Annotated in this window: 17 protein-coding genes; 10 read left to right on the forward strand and 7 right to left on the reverse strand. The window is 48.0% G+C overall.

The genetic code is table 11. The features are described 5' to 3' along the window. The first annotated feature begins 14 nt into the window (after nt 1-14). Both MKY98_RS06460 and MKY98_RS06465 read left to right on the forward strand, forming a co-directional pair. Nucleotides 15-1,508: a nucleotidyltransferase domain-containing protein gene (locus MKY98_RS06460; RefSeq protein WP_069011102.1), complete on the forward strand. Its 1,494-nt coding sequence runs from the start codon at nt 15-17 to the stop codon at nt 1,506-1,508. 142 nt (nt 1,509-1,650) lie between these two features. Next, complete coding sequence (locus tag MKY98_RS06465) at nt 1,651-3,510, forward strand: ABC transporter ATP-binding protein (RefSeq protein ID WP_069011103.1); 1,860 nt, start codon at nt 1,651-1,653, stop codon at nt 3,508-3,510. A gap of 22 nt (nt 3,511-3,532) precedes the next feature. Here the strand turns inward: MKY98_RS06465 and ku are convergent, their stop codons facing one another. Next, the gene (gene ku / locus MKY98_RS06470) at nt 3,533-4,447 is read right to left on the reverse strand and encodes a non-homologous end joining protein Ku (protein ID WP_069011104.1); all 915 of its coding nucleotides are present in this window, start codon (nt 4,445-4,447) and stop codon (nt 3,533-3,535) included. Between the two features lie 210 nt (nt 4,448-4,657). Here ku and MKY98_RS06475 point away from each other — a divergent pair, with 210 nt between their 5' ends. Both MKY98_RS06475 and MKY98_RS06480 read left to right on the forward strand, forming a co-directional pair. Beyond that, nucleotides 4,658-4,897, forward strand: coding sequence for a hypothetical protein (locus tag MKY98_RS06475; protein ID WP_029516234.1), 240 nt, complete (start codon nt 4,658-4,660; stop codon nt 4,895-4,897). 52 nt (nt 4,898-4,949) lie between these two features. After that, nucleotides 4,950-5,129: an H-type small acid-soluble spore protein gene (locus MKY98_RS06480; RefSeq protein ID WP_069011105.1), complete on the forward strand. Its 180-nt coding sequence runs from the start codon at nt 4,950-4,952 to the stop codon at nt 5,127-5,129. Between the two features lie 473 nt (nt 5,130-5,602). Here MKY98_RS06480 and MKY98_RS06485 read toward each other — a convergent pair whose 3' ends face one another. From MKY98_RS06485 to MKY98_RS06505, 5 genes are all read right to left on the reverse strand, one after another. Next, nucleotides 5,603-6,259, reverse strand: coding sequence for a 3-oxoacid CoA-transferase subunit B (locus MKY98_RS06485; RefSeq protein WP_029516236.1), 657 nt, complete (start codon nt 6,257-6,259; stop codon nt 5,603-5,605). Further along, entirely contained in the window at nt 6,256-6,921 is a 666-nt protein-coding gene (locus tag MKY98_RS06490; protein ID WP_029516237.1) for a CoA transferase subunit A, read from the reverse strand. Before MKY98_RS06490 ends, MKY98_RS06485 begins: the two co-directional genes overlap by 4 nt. A gap of 41 nt (nt 6,922-6,962) precedes the next feature. Then, nucleotides 6,963-7,703 carry an acetoacetate decarboxylase gene (locus tag MKY98_RS06495; RefSeq protein WP_039269579.1) on the reverse strand — a complete coding sequence of 247 codons (741 nt, stop codon included), beginning with the start codon at nt 7,701-7,703 and terminating at the stop codon, nt 6,963-6,965. Between the two features lie 54 nt (nt 7,704-7,757). Further along, entirely contained in the window at nt 7,758-8,942 is a 1,185-nt protein-coding gene (locus MKY98_RS06500; RefSeq protein ID WP_029516239.1) for an acetyl-CoA C-acetyltransferase, read from the reverse strand. A gap of 588 nt (nt 8,943-9,530) precedes the next feature. After that, complete coding sequence (locus MKY98_RS06505) at nt 9,531-10,061, reverse strand: cysteine hydrolase family protein (RefSeq protein WP_029516240.1); 531 nt, start codon at nt 10,059-10,061, stop codon at nt 9,531-9,533. A 134-nt stretch (nt 10,062-10,195) separates the two neighbouring features. Here MKY98_RS06505 and tsaE point away from each other — a divergent pair, with 134 nt between their 5' ends. From tsaE to tsaD, 4 genes are read left to right on the forward strand one after another with little or no spacing between them, the layout of a single operon-like run. Further along, complete coding sequence (gene tsaE, locus MKY98_RS06510) at nt 10,196-10,675, forward strand: tRNA (adenosine(37)-N6)-threonylcarbamoyltransferase complex ATPase subunit type 1 TsaE (RefSeq protein WP_029516241.1); 480 nt, start codon at nt 10,196-10,198, stop codon at nt 10,673-10,675. A 3-nt stretch (nt 10,676-10,678) separates the two neighbouring features. Beyond that, complete coding sequence (gene tsaB / locus MKY98_RS06515; RefSeq protein WP_029516242.1) at nt 10,679-11,515, forward strand: tRNA (adenosine(37)-N6)-threonylcarbamoyltransferase complex dimerization subunit type 1 TsaB; 837 nt, start codon at nt 10,679-10,681, stop codon at nt 11,513-11,515. 17 nt (nt 11,516-11,532) lie between these two features. Continuing rightward, entirely contained in the window at nt 11,533-12,048 is a 516-nt protein-coding gene (rimI, locus tag MKY98_RS06520) for a ribosomal protein S18-alanine N-acetyltransferase (RefSeq protein ID WP_029516243.1), read from the forward strand. Continuing rightward, nucleotides 12,045-13,109, forward strand: a complete 1,065-nt coding sequence (gene tsaD, locus MKY98_RS06525; protein ID WP_208332462.1) for a tRNA (adenosine(37)-N6)-threonylcarbamoyltransferase complex transferase subunit TsaD — start codon at nt 12,045-12,047, stop codon at nt 13,107-13,109. The genes rimI and tsaD overlap by 4 nt, the downstream gene beginning before the upstream one ends. Before the next feature lie 547 nt (nt 13,110-13,656). Here the strand turns inward: tsaD and MKY98_RS06530 are convergent. Continuing rightward, a complete protein-coding gene (locus tag MKY98_RS06530) occupies nt 13,657-15,621 on the reverse strand; it encodes an ABC-F family ATP-binding cassette domain-containing protein (protein ID WP_069011107.1) in 1,965 nt (654 codons plus the stop codon). Between the two features lie 270 nt (nt 15,622-15,891). Here MKY98_RS06530 and MKY98_RS06535 point away from each other — a divergent pair, with 270 nt between their 5' ends. Then, nucleotides 15,892-16,545: a 5-formyltetrahydrofolate cyclo-ligase gene (locus tag MKY98_RS06535; protein ID WP_069011108.1), complete on the forward strand. Its 654-nt coding sequence runs from the start codon at nt 15,892-15,894 to the stop codon at nt 16,543-16,545. A gap of 38 nt (nt 16,546-16,583) precedes the next feature. Further along, nucleotides 16,584-17,072, forward strand: a complete 489-nt coding sequence (gene moaC / locus MKY98_RS06540; protein ID WP_029516247.1) for a cyclic pyranopterin monophosphate synthase MoaC — start codon at nt 16,584-16,586, stop codon at nt 17,070-17,072. The last annotated feature ends 63 nt before the right edge of the window (nt 17,073-17,135 follow it).

The following is a 17,135-nucleotide window of genomic DNA, read 5'->3' on the forward strand; positions in this document are numbered from 1 at the left end:
AAGGAGAAGAATGCATGCCCACCAAGTCTGTTTTGGAACTTGCGAATTGGAATGAGGATCAAGAATTAACGTTGTTACTCTCTCTATTGGGGAAGGACGTTATTCATTGGCAGGATACGACTGCTGCTACCCAGCTGCGTGAGATGGATTGGGTCCGCTTTTTACGTCTGACCGAGCACCATCGAGTGGTACCTACGGTGTATCTCCAGCTAAAAACATTGAATCAACCATTCATTCCCGCAGAATTGTTGCGAAACCTTCAGGCGCAATATCATCGAAACACGCTTCGCATGCTCCATCTTCAAGCAGAAGCCGAGCGTCTGACCAGGCTGCTCATAGCTCATGGAATTCGTGTGCTTATGTTGAAGGGGCCTGCTCTGGCGCAGCAATTATACGGGGATGTTTCTCTGCGTACTTCCAAGGACATAGACTTACTCATTGCCCCTGACGATATGGATGAGGCTGAGCATTGGATGCAGGAAGCTGGATATTCGTCCAAGAGCGGAGAAGTGCGTGTCCTTGGCAGTTGGAAATGGAAGGACCATCATGCATCCTATTTACATCCGCAAAAACGGGTAGAGATAGAGTTGCATTGGCGGCTTCACCCGGATGGGGGTGGGGAACCCTCTTTTAACGAGCTGTGGAACTGCCGGAAAAAGGGCAAAGCTGCAGGAGCCATTCGGCAGGTACCGTTGGGATCTGCCGACAACAGGACTGTGATGACGTCCTGTATGTATACGCTTGGCAGCGAGCATCAATTTCTGTACTTGAGTGCGCATGGTGCGCGTCACGGTTGGTTCAGGCTGCGCTGGCTGGTTGACATCGACAGGCTTGCGATATGTGCTGTCGATTGGGAGGCGCTACTGCCGATGATGCGCCGCTACGGGGGCCTGCCTGCTGGCGGGCAGGCTTGGGCACTCGCCGCTGCGCTGTTGGGTACGCCGATACCGGAGCCGATGCGTCCGGTATCGGCTACCCGGCAGGCGCATAGGCTCGCGCTGAGCGCGCTGGCCTTCATGCAGGCCAGCGTACCCGCACTGTACCCGATCACCCACGGGTCGGGTACAGGTAGGCTTGCTCCATCAGAGCTGCTGCACAGCAGAGCCTTGGCGGAGCAAGCGGAGGCCGCCCCTCCAGGTGGCGGTCCTTCAGTATGCAGTACCTCTGGCGAAGCAGCCATGCTTGCCACCCGTGGCGTTACTAGCATCACGGAAGATGCCAGTAACGACGATCATAGCCCGATGAGCACCGCTACCAGTTGTGCCCCGATGACTCCAGCTGCTGCCTCCAGCCAAGTCATGACCAAAAACAGGGCTGTCTATCAGCCGGTCAGCCGCACTTACTTGCTTTCCTTAAAAGAGCCAAGACACAGACTATGGTATCTCATCAGCCGTTTGTTTCCTTCTACGGGCGATTCGAGCGTTTTTCCATTGCCTCGTCAGCTGCATTTTTTGTATATCCCTTTACGTCCATTTCTCTGGCTGAAGCGGCGATTTTCAAAGCACTGACTCGATAGAGGATTTTGTGAAAATCCAATAAGCGGCTTTTAATGAACAATATATAGATCGAAATGGTCTAGTTCGTCTATATATTGCACTTTGGAGCGATTGGGATCGAATTTTGCAAAGTCCTGAATAAGGAGTGTGCATTATGGTTCACCTGCGATTATATATGACAAAGCTGTATAGCGTGAACGGCGGTGCGTTATTTCTCAATATTGGGTGTATGATCATTGTCAGTCTACTGGAGGGTTTTGGCATTTATATGCTTGTTCCTATGCTGGCGGCCATCGGCGTATTTGTCGGTCATTCAGGGATGCCATTTCTGTCTGATGGATTGGATCATTTTTTGCCGTTCGTTCCTAAAAGCTGGCTATTGCCGGGGATGTTGATGGTTTTTGTAGTGCTGCTTACAGGGCAGGCTTTGCTTCAGCGTTACCAATCCATCCTGAATTCGCGGATTCAGCAGCGTTTTATGCGTTCTCTTCGAATAGACGTGTACACTTCCTTTATGAAGGCGCAGTGGGCCTTTTATTTGCGTCAGCGTAAATCTGATTTTAGCCATGTGATGACGACCGAGCTGGCGCGTGTCAGTCAGGGAACAAATTTGCTTCTTCAACTGACTACAGCCGTCATGTTTACGCTGATCCAGATTGCGCTGGCTTTTTGGTTATCCCCCTCTTTAACCGGACTGGTATTTCTGAGTGGATTGGGGCTGTTTGTTGTGTTTCGCCGCTCCATTCGAAATGCCAAACAATTAGGTGATCGTACGACTGAACTGTCACAGGTTTATTTTGCTGGAATTACGGATCACATGAACGGTATGAAAGATATAAAAAGCAATCTGTTGGAAGCGGCGAATATCCATTGGTTTCGCTCCCTGACGCAACGCATGGAGGATAATACGACTCAATTTGTCCGGCAAAATGCGACCACACAGTTTTTTCATCGTGCAATGGCAGCTGTTTTTGTCGCTTGTGTCATATTTATATCGCTGCAGTGGCTGCATGTTACACCTGAAAAACTGATTGTGCTGATTCTTATATTTTCCCGCTTATGGCCTCGATTTGCTCTTATTCAAGCGAGTCTGGAATACATCATGTCTATGATCTCCGCTTTTGAAAGTGTCACCAAGGTGCAACAGGAGTGCGAAGCTTTCACAGATCCGTCATTGATTGCACTTGCATCCTCTGAGACTCGCGTTCCATCTGATCCATCGGTAGTCAATCTATCATCTGCATCTGAACGGCAACCCCTGTCCCTTCGTCATGGGATTGAATGCAGCCATCTGGATTATCGCTACGAGGGTGCAGCAGAGCCTGCACTGCGTCATATTAATTTGTTCATACCCGCCCGGGAAATGACAGCCATTGTAGGGAAATCAGGAGCAGGTAAAAGTACAATGGTCGATGTCCTGATGGGTTTTTTACGTCCAACTGGGGGGCAGATTATAATAGACGGGCTTGTTCTGGGCGACGAATTATTGCCCCAGTGGCGGCAGTCGTTTGGCTACGTGTCACAAGATCCATTTTTATTTCATGCGACTGTCCGCGAAAATTTGATGCTAGCGGATAAGGATGCTAGTGAGCAGCAGCTATGGGAGGCGTTACATTTTGCAGCAGCAGACAACTTTGTATCCAGACTGCCCGAAGGGCTGGACACGATCATTGGAGATCGCGGGATTCGTCTGTCTGGAGGAGAACGTCAACGGCTAGTATTAGCACGGGCTATCTTGCATCATCCTCCGATACTTATACTAGATGAAGCGACAAGTGCGCTGGATGGTGAACATGAAGCCGCAATTCAGGCAGCACTGGAACGGATGAAAGGTCAAATGACGCTGATCGTCATCGCTCACCGTCTGTCAACCATCAGACATGCGGATCAAATTGTCGTACTGGATCAAGGCGAGGTCATACAGCAGGGGAACTACCGCCAACTGGAACAAGAGGAGCGGGGGGCGTTCAGTCAGCTACTATCGTATCAAAGCAGTGTCACCGCCACCCCTTAACCAGACCTTTCTGTAACTCAGCTTAAGTTTCTTTACGTTTGGCAGTGCTTCTTTTCTTTTTGACTGGAGTCGGAGTGAGGTTGTCGCCTGCCACCGCCTGCTGTGCTGTTGGGGCTGCTGGTTTACGCGCAGGGCGTTTTTTCGCAGCAGGGCCGGGATCGGTAACGACAGGTTGCACTGCCTCGATGCTGGCCTGAAGGGCGGCCATTAAATCTACTACATTGGTCTGAGGCTGTGTTGGGGCGATTCGCACCTCTTCACCAGCAACTTTATGCTGAATGAGATCCAGCAGACGCTCGCGGTACTGATCCGTATACTTGGCTGCATCAAAAGGTGTAGATAGCTGCTCAATCAGCATTTTGGCCATGGTCAGCTCCTTCTCTTTAACCTCTTCCTGTCCGGGTAAGTTGGGAACTTGAGCAATGGGGCGGATTTCGTCCGGGTAAAACATCGTCTCCACCGCCAAACATTCATCCAACACCCGAATCGCCGCCAAGCTGCTTTTAGAGCGGATGGAGATTTGGGCAATCCCGATTTTCCCGGTATCCTTCATTGCATTCATGAGCAGCTTATACGCATTGGAGCCGGCCTGATCCGGGGACAAATAATACGTTTTCTGAAAGTAAATCGGATCAATTTCCTGCAAATCAACAAAATCCAAAATCACGATATTTTTATCCGCTTGTCCGCTAACTTGCTCCAGTTCCTCCTTGTCGAACATGACAAATTTTCCTTTTTCATACTCGTAGCCTTTTCCAATTTCCTCCCACTCAACCTCCTTGTCACAAACGGGACACTTTCGTACATAGCTAAGTGGGCTTCCACACTCCTTGTGAATGTAACGCATGGAAATGTCCTTATCCTCCGTAGCTGAAAACATTTTAACGGGCACATGAACCAGCCCGAAGCTGATCGCGCCTTTCCAGACCGTATGCATACCGCCAGTCCTCCTTTTCTTTAATCCGCATTTTGCATCCTTCGATTCCGGGCACCCCGGGATATGAGCATATGATTTTCACTTAGTATGCTTCGTATAAGTGATTGTATGAGATGTAGATGAAGACTGCGAATTGCTGCCGCTTGCGCATGGTTACAGCAATTTTGGTACATAGTAAGGCATATCCGATTCAAAGGGGGTACACAATTTATGTCCGGAAAATCCTATCCTCGGCAGATCAGTCATCGTGTGGGTCAAAGCCATATCGCCTTTCGGGGTCCCGCCGCAGGCGAACAAGATGCATTGCCGCCCGAGTTTGCCCTTTCACATGGAACTCAGCCGCCTTTTCCCGTTGCTGTGGCTCATGTGGATTTGGAGGCTGTAGTTTCAACCTCGCCTTCCCATAGCTTTCCTTCATTGGACGTTGAACGACTTATAGATGAAGACTAGGTGACCTACATTTGTAAATTAATGCACAAACAATCAGCAGGAGGAGAACAGCATGAACGTGGAACGAGCAAAAGCCATTTATGATTCATCCGAAAATATTGCCGTACAATTGGATGGCAAACCGATTTGGATTGAGCATGTAGACGAAGCAAACGGTATGGCTACCGTACAGGTGGGCAGCAACCCCGGCAATACTCAAACTGTCCGTGTGGATCGTCTGGAAGAGCAGTAGGAGATGGGAACCAAACATCTGGTCATTATCCATGGCCGTGACAAAAAGCCCAGATGCGACGAAATGCTTCGTCTTATTAAAAAAGCACTGATCGCAGGATTGCGTTGAGTGAACGAGGAAGCGGCACAAAAACTGGAGCAAGAGCAGATTTTACTGACATTTAACGGTTGAAAATGATTTCCATCTGATGCTGAATCGAAATTTAATAGAAACTATTGATGATCAGCCGCTTATTCAGACATTCTGGAAAGATAGTCACACTGGGCGTGCTAATCCCCACAACTTCTTTGCTTATCTTAACCATACGAAGGTGGCTGAGCATGTAGCGGATTGGATTTTACGCTCAAAAAGGCTCGCAATTGCTCGATGAGCAATTAGCGAACCTTTTTTTGTAATAACAAGTGCAGTCGTAGGGACGAATTAAATGCCAGACAAGTTAATTTGAAGATGCAGCTGGTTCCTTTCTATGACCTTCACACTGCAATGGCCCTCAAATGTGGTGAAACTATCAGTTTAGCCTCTGTTGCTAATTGAACGTCTTCCACCGTCAAACCCGGAGCAATTTCTTTTAGCATCAGCCCTTTACCCGGAATAACATCAATGACAGCCTTTTCGGTTACTATGGTCTTTACAACATTTACAGCAGTCAAGGGCAGCTTGCATTGTTCCAGTATTTTCGGCGCGCCATTTTTGTTCACATGCTCCATGGCTACAATCACTCTCTTGGCTCCAACTACCAAATCCATGGCTCCCCCCATACCCGGCACCTTTTTCCCAGGGATCATCCAGCTTGCAAGGTTGCCTTTCTCGTCGACCTCCAGGGCGCCCAGCACGGTGATATCCACATGCCCTCCGCGGATGATGGAAAATGAAAGTGCACTGTCAAAAAAGCATGCTCCTTCCATGGTTGTAACGTAGTTTCCGCCTGAATCGATACAATCGAGCCTTTCTTTTCCCTGAGCCGCTTTGGGGCCTACACCGAGGATTCCGTTCTCAGCCTGCAGCATAATATGAATGTCCTCGGGGATATAGTCCACTACCATTGTAGGCAATCCGACACCAAGGTTGACAACTTCACCACTTTTGAATTCCTGGGCTATTCTTCGAGCAATGAATTCTCTGTTATTCATGCGTTTTCACCCACCTTTACAATTGCGTCGACAAATATTCCGGGAACGTTGACATGATTGGGGTCAATTTCACCCGTCTTTACGTATTCGTCTACCTGAGCAACTACATACTCTGCCGCTGTAGCCATAACCATATTGAAGTTACGTGAAGAGCCGTTGATGACAAGATTCCCCGCTTCATCAGCCTTATGGGCTCTGATTAACGCTACATCCGCTTTGAGCGGGAGTTCGAGCAAATATTCCCTTTCATCAATTTTGATTTTCTTTTTTCCTTCCTCTACAACGGTGCCTACACCTACAGGTGTTAAAACCCCGCCCAAACCGGCTCCTCCCGCGCGTATTTTTTCAGCGAGCGTGCCTTGCGGGAAGAGTTGGACCTCAGCTTCTTTCGTCATCAGGAGCCTTCCCGTTTCCGGATTGGAGCCGATATAGGATGCAAAAATTCGCTTTACTCTGCCGCTTTTTACAAGCTTATAGATAGATAATTCTGGTGTGCCTGTGTCGTTGGAAACAATCGCAAGATTGCTGGCGGGATTGGTGTCGACAAGCGCACGAACCAGCTCCTCCGGAAAGCCTCCTGCCAGAAAACCTCCGACCATCACCGTGTCTCCGTCTTTGACCTTCTTAACTGCTTCTTCAGCGGAGATTACTTTGTTATTCATGGTTCCTTCTCCTTATATATATATTTTTAGGAAAGCAAACTTTATTGAAGATAATCGTAGAGGACTCTTCCATATGGAAGCGTTAAATCAGCAATAAAATGTTTCCCGCCAATATAAGATTTAACCGGCAAATCTGCCACAGGAGCGTTGACATGGGGGATCAGGCTTAATCTGGCAGGCCCTGACCAGGCTCCTTTTACAGTAATGTTCTCAAGATTATACGCTACTAACTGAGCGATTTTGGGGGTACCGTCAACATCAGGAATTAACTTTAAATTAACTTGTGTTTTTGCGATGGCTTTTGCCGTTTCCTTTTCATCAAGAATGTTATATTTGAAAGGCATAGTTCCCGTGGCCACCAGGACGTTGTTATAATGCAATGTACCCGTCAGCGTCTCCGTCTCCTCAACGATCAAGCGAGGCTTTGCCCATTTTTTCGGAAATCCCCAGACTTCGCGTCCCCCCAGAATAGCAGGTGCGTTATCCAAATACATTTGGGCGACAAAATTGCAGGGTTCTCCTTGAAAAGTACACGGAATGACAATACCGCTTTCCTCATAACTTCCTAACCCGGATGAATCGGGCATCTTGATCCATTCATAGGAAACCGTATTGCTTCCATCCGGCTGAAGAGGTTCCGGGACCGCCTGTCTAATCGCAGCGGGATCGGTCTCATAGGTAATGATAAAAAATTCCCGGTTGATGAATCGGTATGGCGGGCGCCCGTAGCTGCCGCTAGCCGCAGGCATGGATTGGAGTGAAAGTACATCTTTTTGATTCATAACGGTCTCCCTTCCTTTTAAGAGATATTCTAAAATTCATCTTGAATACGCACTTTAAATGAGCGCATTTTCAACCAGCATCGCTATGCCCATTCCTGTTCCGATGCATAACGAGGCGATGCCGTAACGTGAAGATCTTCGCACCATTTCATGAACCAACGTAGCCAATATCCTAGCACCGCTGGCCCCGACAGGATGCCCGATCGCGATCGCGCCGCCATTGACATTCACTTTGTCCAGACTGACCCCTAGCTCTTTCACTACCGCTAATGCTTGTGAGGCAAACGCTTCATTAATTTCAAAAAGATCAATGGCATCGATGGATACACCTTGCTGCTTCAGAAGTGTCGAAATGGCTTTCACTGGCCCCATTCCCATATATGCAGGGTCAACGCCAACAAGGGAATAACCCTTGATATATGCCAATGGCTTTAATGCATGTTCTTTGCATTTGTCTTCCGACACCACAAGTACGGCCGCCGCGCCATCATTGATTCCCGAAGCATTCCCGGCGGTAACCGTTCCGTTCTCCTTAAACGCAGGTTTTAATTGAGAAAGTTTTTCTTTCGTTGTATTTCCTCTTATGTGTTCATCCTCTGTGAAAGAAATAGTTTCTTTTTTGTTTTTGATCATGACTGGAACAATCTGCTCTTCAAAAAGCTTCTTGTTTTTTGCTTCTACGGCCTTTATCTGGCTTTGATAGGCAAATTCGTCCTGCTCCATTCTTGAAATTCCATATTTATCGGCAACATTTTCTGCGGTAATTCCCATATGGTAATGGTTGATCGGGCATGTAAGGCCGTCGGCCACCAGGGAGTCTACCAACTCACCGTTACCAAGTTTGTAGCCGTTTCTTGCATTTCTTAGCAGGTAAGGGGCATTCGACATGCTCTCCATGCCTCCGGCCAAGACGATGTTGCCTTGTTCAGCCAATATTGAATTGTAAGCTAAAGCAACGGCATGAAGTCCAGAACCGCAAACCGTGTTTATCGTTGTTTCGGGTACATCAATAGGGATACCGGCTTTTAATGCCGCCTGTCTGGCAGGATTTTGTCCATTGCCCGCCTGAAGAACATTTCCCAAATAAATCTGATCAATCAAAGAAGGCTCTAATTTACTTTGCTGAAGGCATGCTGTCATCACGGTTGCTCCCAGTTCGGAAGCGCTTAGAGGCGCAAGGGTTTTGTTAAAAGAGCCGACCGCTGTTCTTAACGGGCTTACTAAAGCTACTTTTTTCATTAAAAACTCACATTCCTTTCGCTGTGTTAAAACACAATACATCCATGATTGCACTTCAATTGGTAATTTCCGCTCTTAACCTACGAGACGCAGCGATTGCAAGATATATTTGCATGCGGGCATATCATGGTGCCTAAGACAGTAAATGTGACGGTTCGATCGCCTTCTCCCATTGGAAATTAAAACCAGTTTTATCATAGTTCTAATGCAGATTTTGCTCAATGTCCAAATATTTACATATATCTATGTACAGATGTTTATAGGGTCATATAGGCCACAATAATTAGGCCATTCTAACGTTTTCTGTTATTTTCTTGTTTTTTCTGAAAATCATGATCATAAATTGAATTTTATGTTAAAAATGAAAGTTGCAATCCATACGTAAAAAAGTTTTCCTCGCAAATATCATCTAACTCAGCTGGAAAATAAAAAAAGCCTCCAGAATTTTCTGAAGGCGGCTTTGTTTCTGACCAATCTGGTCTTGAAAAAGCTAGGCAGGTTGCCAATCCAATTGAATACATTTGGAATTCCAATAAAAATGATGACGTCTTTGCGAGATAGTGAAAACTTGTGAATTGGATCAATAGCTCACGAAAAATGTACATCTGCTGTCGCGAGTAAACGCACAAAACGATTGCCAAGCAGCTCATTATGATGAGCTACAATTTGTTCACTGCTCAGCACCTTGCTATCAAATGTACTATGCGCATCCAATACGAGCACGTTGTTCTGGTATCCCAGACTATAGGCGCTTCGGCAAGTCGTGTCGAGGCAAAACTCGGTCTGCATCCCCGCGATTACGAGCTGATCGGCCCCCAGTTCCTTCAGCACATGGCCCAATTCGGTTTGGTAGAAGCTGTCCCAGGATGATTTACGGACAATTCGTTCATGAGGAAGAGGGCGCACCACATCGGCGATGGCCCAGCCTACACTGTTTTCCCGGAAATCCTCATCCGCTTCATCGGTATGCTGTACAAAAATCACCGGTGTACCTGTAGCTCTGGCTTTGTCCAAAAGCTGCTGCAAATGCGATACAACTTCCTGCTCGCGATACAGCTTCTCATCATACATGAACATCGCCTGCTGAACATCAATCAAGAGTAAAACGGTTTGTCCCATCGTTTCGTTCCCTCCCTGTGTGTATCATCTAACTTACAATAGCATGTCTTCATGCCTTGCGGCGACATAAGGTGAACTATATAATAAAGAACAAGTTGGAACGGTCCGATTCGGACGAAAGGTGATTAAAATATATGACAATTTCGCAGGAGCAGTTTACGTTCCGTTCTGTCTCAGAGGCACAGACCGGGTCATTGGCAGGTTTTTTGGCAGCCAAAGCGGTTCCCGGAACGGTGATTGTGCTGGATGGAGATCTGGGAGCGGGCAAAACTGCTTTTTCCAAGGCTTTTGCCAGCCATTTAGGTGTACCGGGTATCGTAAATAGTCCAACCTTTACTCTCATTAAGGAGTACGAGGGCCGATTGCCTTTGTATCATATGGATGTGTACCGGATTTCCCAGGACGAGGCGGAGGATCTCGGGCTGGACGAATATTTTTACGGGACAGGAGTATGTCTGGTGGAATGGGGTAGTATTATACCGGATATATTGCCGGAGCAGCGGCTTCATATGTATATAGAAACAACGGATGTGGGGGAGCGCTTGATTCACCTGACCGGGTACGGCGAGCCTTATGAACAATGGTGCCGCAGTTTGCGGGAGAATGGAGTTTGAACCATGCAAAGAGAGCATACAGATGTGAATGTAAAGCCGCGTGAGCGGTTTTTGACGTTAGATACAGCGACGACCGTGATGGCGGCCGCTCTGATGAACGGAAGAGAATTGCTGGGAGAAAGCAACGTCTATGGCGAACGTAATCACTCCGTGCATGTGATTACCGAGCTGGAACGACTGCTGACTGAAGAAGGGCTGACACGAGATGATGTAGATGGTATTGCAGTTGGTGTTGGACCGGGGTCTTATACCGGTATCCGGATTGCGGTGACTGCAGCCAAAACACTCGCTTGGGCCTGGGGTATCCCGGTGACGTCCATATCGACTTTGCACGCTTTGGCGTGGGGTGGTTGGAATCGCGGCATCGAGATGAAGGGACAAGAAGATAAAAATGAGTCTGTGAATAACGGTTCGTCCGGAGCGCAGGCAGCAGACTGGATTGTGCCTGTGCTGGATGCGCGCCGTGGTCAGGTTTACACGGGGCTGTTCGCCGTGAATACAGTTGACGACGTCGAGAGTCCGCAACGGCTGGAGCCAGATGCAATTCGCTTAATGACTGCTTGGACCGATGACCTGCTGCAACGGCTGGAGGCTTTGCCCTCTGAAGAGCGTCCTCCAGTCATTTGGCTAGTCGGTGAAACGACGGTTCACGCCGAAACAGCTGAGCGTCTGCGTGCTTGGAGCGAGCTTCGTATTGTACCTTATGAGCTGGAAGGAAGATGGGTTGGCCGCCTTGGGGCGGATAAGCTGCTTCGTCAGGAACATGACGAGCTACATACGCTGGTTCCTAATTATACCCAGCTGGCGGAGGCGGAAGCCAATCTGCTTCGTCAGCGCTGAAGAGAGCGGTGAACAACATGGCAAAGAACATACAGCGGGAAGAGAAACTTGAGTTTCGCTTGATGCAACTGGATGATATTCCCGATGTGCTGGAGATTGAGCATGAAGCGTTCACGCTACCGTGGACGGAGGAAGCATTCCGCAATGAGCTGACGATGAATCATTTTGCTAAATATATGATTATGGAACTAGACGGACAAGCCATTGGTTACGCAGGCATGTGGACGATTATGGATGAGGCCCATATTACGAATATTGCGATTCGTGAGGCTTATCGCGGACGCAAACTTGGAGACAAGCTGTTGAATGAGCTGATGCAGACCGCCTCTTATTTAGGGATGGAACGTATGACGCTAGAGGTGCGGGTAACGAACCGGATCGCTCAGGGCTTGTATGAGAAAAAAGGCTTTAAGCCCGCGGGTGTGCGCAAAGGCTATTATTCGGATAATAACGAGGATGCCGTGATCATGTGGGCGGATCTTCCCGCGCATGGGGCATCCGGTGAACAGGAAGGAAGCGTGCAGAAGCAATGACGCAAGAGGAAAAAGCAGGTACAGGCTCCGCCTCCAGCGAGCCTTGCTATATACTGGCAGTGGAAACGAGCTGTGATGAAACGGCTGTTTCTGTCGTGAAAAATGGCACAGAGGTGCTCTCGAATCTGATTTCCAGTCAGATTGAAACACACAAAGCCTTTGGTGGTGTTGTACCAGAGGTGGCTTCACGCAAACATGTAGAGAGCATCACCTATATGCTGGACGAGGCCATGCAAACATCGGGAATTACCCCTCGTGAGATTTCGGCGGTTGCCGTAACACAAGGACCAGGACTGGTTGGCGCATTGCTGGTTGGTATTGTCGCCGCTAAGAGTGCTGCTTTGGCATTCGGCAAGCCGTTAATCGGGACGCATCATATCGCGGGACATATTTATGCCAATCAGTTGGAGCATGATATCGTATATCCGTGCATTGCTCTCGTTGTGTCAGGAGGACATACAGAGCTAGTGCTGATGGAGTCCGAAGGTCATTTTCAACTCATTGGTCGTACAAGGGATGATGCGGTTGGGGAAGCCTACGACAAAGTAGCGAGAGCCATTGGATTTCCGTATCCCGGCGGTCCGCATGTGGATCGTGTGGCTCATGAATCGGAGGAAGTGGTTACTTTGCCGCGTGCATGGCTGGAGCCAGATTCTTATGACTTTAGCTTTAGTGGTTTGAAATCGGCGGTGCTGAATGTAATTAACCAGACGAAAATGCGCGGAGAAACCGTTCATGTCGGAGCGATCGCAAGAGGTTTTCAAGAGTCGGTCGTCGAGGTGCTGGTGGAAAAGGCGATTCGTGCCATGCGTGAATACGGTGCGAAGCAGCTCCTGCTTTGTGGCGGTGTGGCTGCTAATCGCGGACTGCGTACAGCATTGCGGGAGCGCTGTGAGCGCGAAGGAATCGAGCTGCTTGTACCATCAATGAAATATTGCACAGATAATGCAGCGATGATCGGCGCTGCGGCCTACGCCAAATGGAAGCGCGGGGAATTTACCTCATTGGATATGAAGGCTGATCCAGGGCTGTCTCTGGAAGAATGGTCTGTCCAAACTTAATTGAAGAAGAATGAGCAAGACATGGCACAGTTGAGCCGTGTCTTTTTTGTTCCGCACCATAACGATCATAAAAATATAAATTCAAGAGGATAAAATACAGGAGTTTGAGCAAAAGAATGGCAGCATCTCATTCCCTCGCATGATTCGTCACAATGGTTCACGATTTTTCATAATCCATCAAAAAAATCTGGAATTTTGATATTACCCGAATAATGATGTGATTTGTCAAGTTGTGAACAAAGTTATCCACATATACCGTTTCAAATGTGGATAACCCAGCCCGAAGCAAGCAGGCTAAGACTTTTTGGAGATAGCAAGTTGGGGGATATGTAACACCTTTAGTTCTTGTGAAATCTGTGGATAATGTGGATAAAAGGGTGGATAAATTTGGTTTTCATTTGAAAGTGGCTTTTTATCAATAAAAAAATGGCCCAAAAGGCCATTTTTCAATCTCACTCATACACATAAGTTGTGGATAATCTTGTGTACAAAAAAATAGAAGAGGAAAATGTGAAATTTTTAAGGCTAATATTTTATGCAGTAGTGTCTATTCTTCTAACAGCTCTTCCCAAGAGGCATAGGTTTCAGTCAATTCCTGTTTATGGGTGTCGAGCTGTGCCTGAATATTCTGAAGCGCTGTGTAATCCTGATAAATCTCAGGTAGGGTCATTTGTTCCTCCAGCCCTAAAATTTGTTCTTCCAGCGTTTTGATCTGGTTTTCCAATGCCTCCAGCTTGCGTTGACGGCTACGTTCCTCGCTTTTGGCTTGTTTGTCTGCAGCATAGGTGGCGGCGCGTGATTTGGATGTGGTCTCGTCTGTCACGGATGCAGAGGTAGCCGATGTTTTGCCGCGTGCGGCCTGATTTGCCTCCAAAGCTTCCTGTGCAATTTCCTCCAATTCCTGCTTTTTGGCTACATAGTCATCATAATTCCCCAGGAAATGTTCTATCCCTCCAGGATGAAGCTCGATGACACGTTCCGCCATTTTGTTCAGGAAATAACGGTCATGGGAAATGAACAACAGTGTACCGTCATAGTCCATCAAAGCCGCTTCCAGCACTTCCTTGCTAAACAGATCCAGATGGTTGGTAGGCTCATCTAGAATTAACACGTTGGCTTCGCGCAGCATGAGCTTGGCCAGAGAAACGCGGGCTTTTTCCCCTCCGCTTAATGCAGCTACCTTTTTTAGTACATCGTCACCGCTAAACAGGAAATTACCCAGCACTGTACGAATACGTGCTTCTTCCATATGAGGATACTCGCTCCACAACTCTTCCAGTACGGTATTGGCAGGGTTCAGGTTCGTCTGCTCCTGGTCATACAGACCGATTTTGATTTTCGTGCCCCAGTGGATGGAGCCCGCAGCAGGTTTAAGTGATCCGGTCAGACATTTGAGCAACGTCGATTTTCCGATCCCGTTCGGACCAATCAGTGCCACGGTATCTCCACGTTTTAAGTCGAACGATGCGTGCTGGAATAAAGGCTTTTTCCCTTCATATCCCACAGAGAGGTCACGGACCTCCAGTACTTCCTTACCTGACATATGGGCTGTTTCAAAGGAAAAATGAGCCTTTTTCAAGTCTCCCATCGGTCGATCCATACGCTCCATTTTATCTAACTGCTTGCGCCGACTTTGAGCGCGTTTGGTCGTGGAAGCCCGCACAATATTACGTTGTACGAATGCTTCTAAACGGGCAATTTCTCCTTGCTGCTTTTCGTAATGTTTAAGATTCGTTTCGTACTCGGCGGCCTTCAGCTCCATGTAGCGGCTGTAGTTGCCTGTATATCGAGTAGAACGATGGCGTTCAATTTCAATAATCGTCGTTACCAGTCGGTCCAGAAAATAACGGTCATGTGATACAACCAGCAGAGAACCGGAGTAGCCGCGCAAATAGTCCTCCAACCAGGTTAGTGTTTGAATATCCAGATAGTTGGTAGGCTCATCAAGCATGAGGACATCTGGTGCGAGCAGTAGGATGCGCGCAAGCGCAAGCCGAGTTTTCTGTCCTCCGCTCAGAGTAGCTACAGGCGTCTCAGGTGCAAATGAGCCAAAGCCCATACCGTGCAGCACGCTGCGAATACGGGTCTCCATTTCATAACCACCGTGATCCTTGAACCAGTCTGAACGACGTGCATAGCGTTCCAGCAGATCTGCGTAGCGTTTTTCGTTTTGAGCATTGGCTAGGTCAGCGATGTCCTGTTCCATTTGCCGCAGTTCCCGTTCCGCTTCAATCAGGGGAGTGAACACCAGCATCATTTCCCCCCAGATAGAACGGTCAGAATTCAAGCCGCTGTTTTGCGCCAGATAACCGATGCTGGTCTCCTTTGCCTTGAAAATTTGTCCACTGTCATAGGATATTTCACCAGCAATGATTTTGAGCAGGGTCGATTTGCCTGCACCGTTCACACCTACCAGTCCAATACGTTCACGTTCCAATATTTGAAGGTTAATCCCGTTCAGAACGGGCTCAATTCCATAAGATTTAGTAATTCCGGTTACTTGCAATAGCATAGCGTATCGTTCCTCCATTACATTTTGCACAGTTCTACCTGCTTTTTTCGCAGGTACCTTCCTTCCAGTTTACATGAAATTACCCACTATTGCACTGCTTTCACCCTGTAAACCCTTGAGCCGCGTGTAGTCAATTTGTATAAACAATGATAAACTTAAGCGAGAAGTGAAAAAGAATGAAAAAAACTTGCAACGTACAGCACTTACTGACAAATGGGACAATAGCAACGTTTTAAAGATTATCGACGATTGTGCGGGAGGGCGGATGTGATGGATGTCTGTAATGTGAAGAACGCGCTGCGTTTACAGCAACGGGAGGCGCGTGACTCCATGGACCCGCTGACAAGGCAGAAGGCATCGGCTGTGGCCTGTCGGCATGCAATCGAGGCATGGGAGCAGCTTAGAATAGACAGAAACGGAGATAAGCTAACCTTATTTAGTTATCTCTCTTTTGGCAGCGAGATTTCGACGACTCCCCTCATTGAGCATTGCTGGTCACAGGGAGATCGTGTCCTGGCCCCAAGAGTGGATTCGGTAACTCGGACGATGGAGCTGAGGGAGATGGATCAGAACGGAGATATTGTACCCGGCATCTGGAACATCCCTGAGCCTGCTTTGACATGCAAGGAATGGTCGCCTGAAATGTGGACGGGAATTGATTGGGTTGTTGTGCCTGGCTTGGCCTTTGATCGTCGTGGGGGCAGGATTGGCTACGGCGGAGGCTATTATGACCGCTTTACCGTACAGGTAGAGGCAGAGAAGCGTAACAACAGCCACGTAGGTCCGCTGTATGTCTCGCTGCTACTGCCGGGACAATTGCTGACACAGGTGCCCATGGAGCCAAGGGATTTGCGAGTGGACGTGCTGTTTACTCTGGATGGACGCTTAGATTGTGATTATGCAAAATTGACAAATGATGAATGAAGTAAAGTTGGGTATGTGAAAGGAGCTGTGAGGGAGTCGTGGATTCCTTTACTCATTTTAACGAACAGGGACGTGCTCGTATGGTAGATATTTCGGGTAAGACGTCTACGGTTCGTACAGCAGTTGCCGTGACTCAGATTACGATGAATCCGGCTACATTGACGGCTGTAAAAGAAGGAAGAATCGGCAAGGGTGATGTTCTTGCTGTGGCCCAGGTCGCAGGGATTCAAGGCGCGAAAAAAACGTCAGACTGGATACCGATGTGTCATCCACTGGCTCTGACAGGCGTGAACATTACTTTTTCCGATAATGGACATGATGTGCTTCATATTGAAGTTGAAGTGAAGACCGAAGGTAAGACAGGTGTAGAAATGGAAGCTTTGACAGCGGCTTCAGCCGCAGCGTTAACCGTGTATGATATGTGCAAGGCGCTGCAAAAAGATATGATCATCGGCCCTACCATGCTGCAATCCAAAACAGGTGGCAAGCATGGGGATTTTCAACGGGAGGACCACCGGGAACCTTGACATAGATAAACATTGTCGCCGAGAGGGTACTGTGATGTGATGCAGGATGCAGCGTGGCTGTTT

The organism is Paenibacillus sp. FSL M8-0228 (assembly GCF_038007385.1).
GTDB classification, from domain to species: domain Bacteria; phylum Bacillota; class Bacilli; order Paenibacillales; family Paenibacillaceae; genus Paenibacillus; species Paenibacillus polymyxa_D.

Coding starts and splice junctions, on each gene's coding strand:
- MKY98_RS06460 (WP_069011102.1), top strand. CDS start 15: ATGCCCACCAAGTCTGTTTTGGAACTTGCGAATTGGAATGAGGATCAA.
- MKY98_RS06465 (WP_069011103.1), top strand. CDS start 1,651: ATGGTTCACCTGCGATTATATATGACAAAGCTGTATAGCGTGAACGGC.
- ku (WP_069011104.1), bottom strand. CDS start 4,447: ATGCATACGGTCTGGAAAGGCGCGATCAGCTTCGGGCTGGTTCATGTG.
- MKY98_RS06475 (WP_029516234.1), top strand. CDS start 4,658: ATGTCCGGAAAATCCTATCCTCGGCAGATCAGTCATCGTGTGGGTCAA.
- MKY98_RS06480 (WP_069011105.1), top strand. CDS start 4,950: ATGAACGTGGAACGAGCAAAAGCCATTTATGATTCATCCGAAAATATT.
- MKY98_RS06485 (WP_029516236.1), bottom strand. CDS start 6,259: ATGAATAACAGAGAATTCATTGCTCGAAGAATAGCCCAGGAATTCAAA.
- MKY98_RS06490 (WP_029516237.1), bottom strand. CDS start 6,921: ATGAATAACAAAGTAATCTCCGCTGAAGAAGCAGTTAAGAAGGTCAAA.
- MKY98_RS06495 (WP_039269579.1), bottom strand. CDS start 7,703: ATGAATCAAAAAGATGTACTTTCACTCCAATCCATGCCTGCGGCTAGC.
- MKY98_RS06500 (WP_029516239.1), bottom strand. CDS start 8,942: ATGAAAAAAGTAGCTTTAGTAAGCCCGTTAAGAACAGCGGTCGGCTCT.
- MKY98_RS06505 (WP_029516240.1), bottom strand. CDS start 10,061: ATGGGACAAACCGTTTTACTCTTGATTGATGTTCAGCAGGCGATGTTC.
- tsaE (WP_029516241.1), top strand. CDS start 10,196: ATGACAATTTCGCAGGAGCAGTTTACGTTCCGTTCTGTCTCAGAGGCA.
- tsaB (WP_029516242.1), top strand. CDS start 10,679: ATGCAAAGAGAGCATACAGATGTGAATGTAAAGCCGCGTGAGCGGTTT.
- rimI (WP_029516243.1), top strand. CDS start 11,533: ATGGCAAAGAACATACAGCGGGAAGAGAAACTTGAGTTTCGCTTGATG.
- tsaD (WP_208332462.1), top strand. CDS start 12,045: ATGACGCAAGAGGAAAAAGCAGGTACAGGCTCCGCCTCCAGCGAGCCT.
- MKY98_RS06530 (WP_069011107.1), bottom strand. CDS start 15,621: ATGCTATTGCAAGTAACCGGAATTACTAAATCTTATGGAATTGAGCCC.
- MKY98_RS06535 (WP_069011108.1), top strand. CDS start 15,892: ATGGATGTCTGTAATGTGAAGAACGCGCTGCGTTTACAGCAACGGGAG.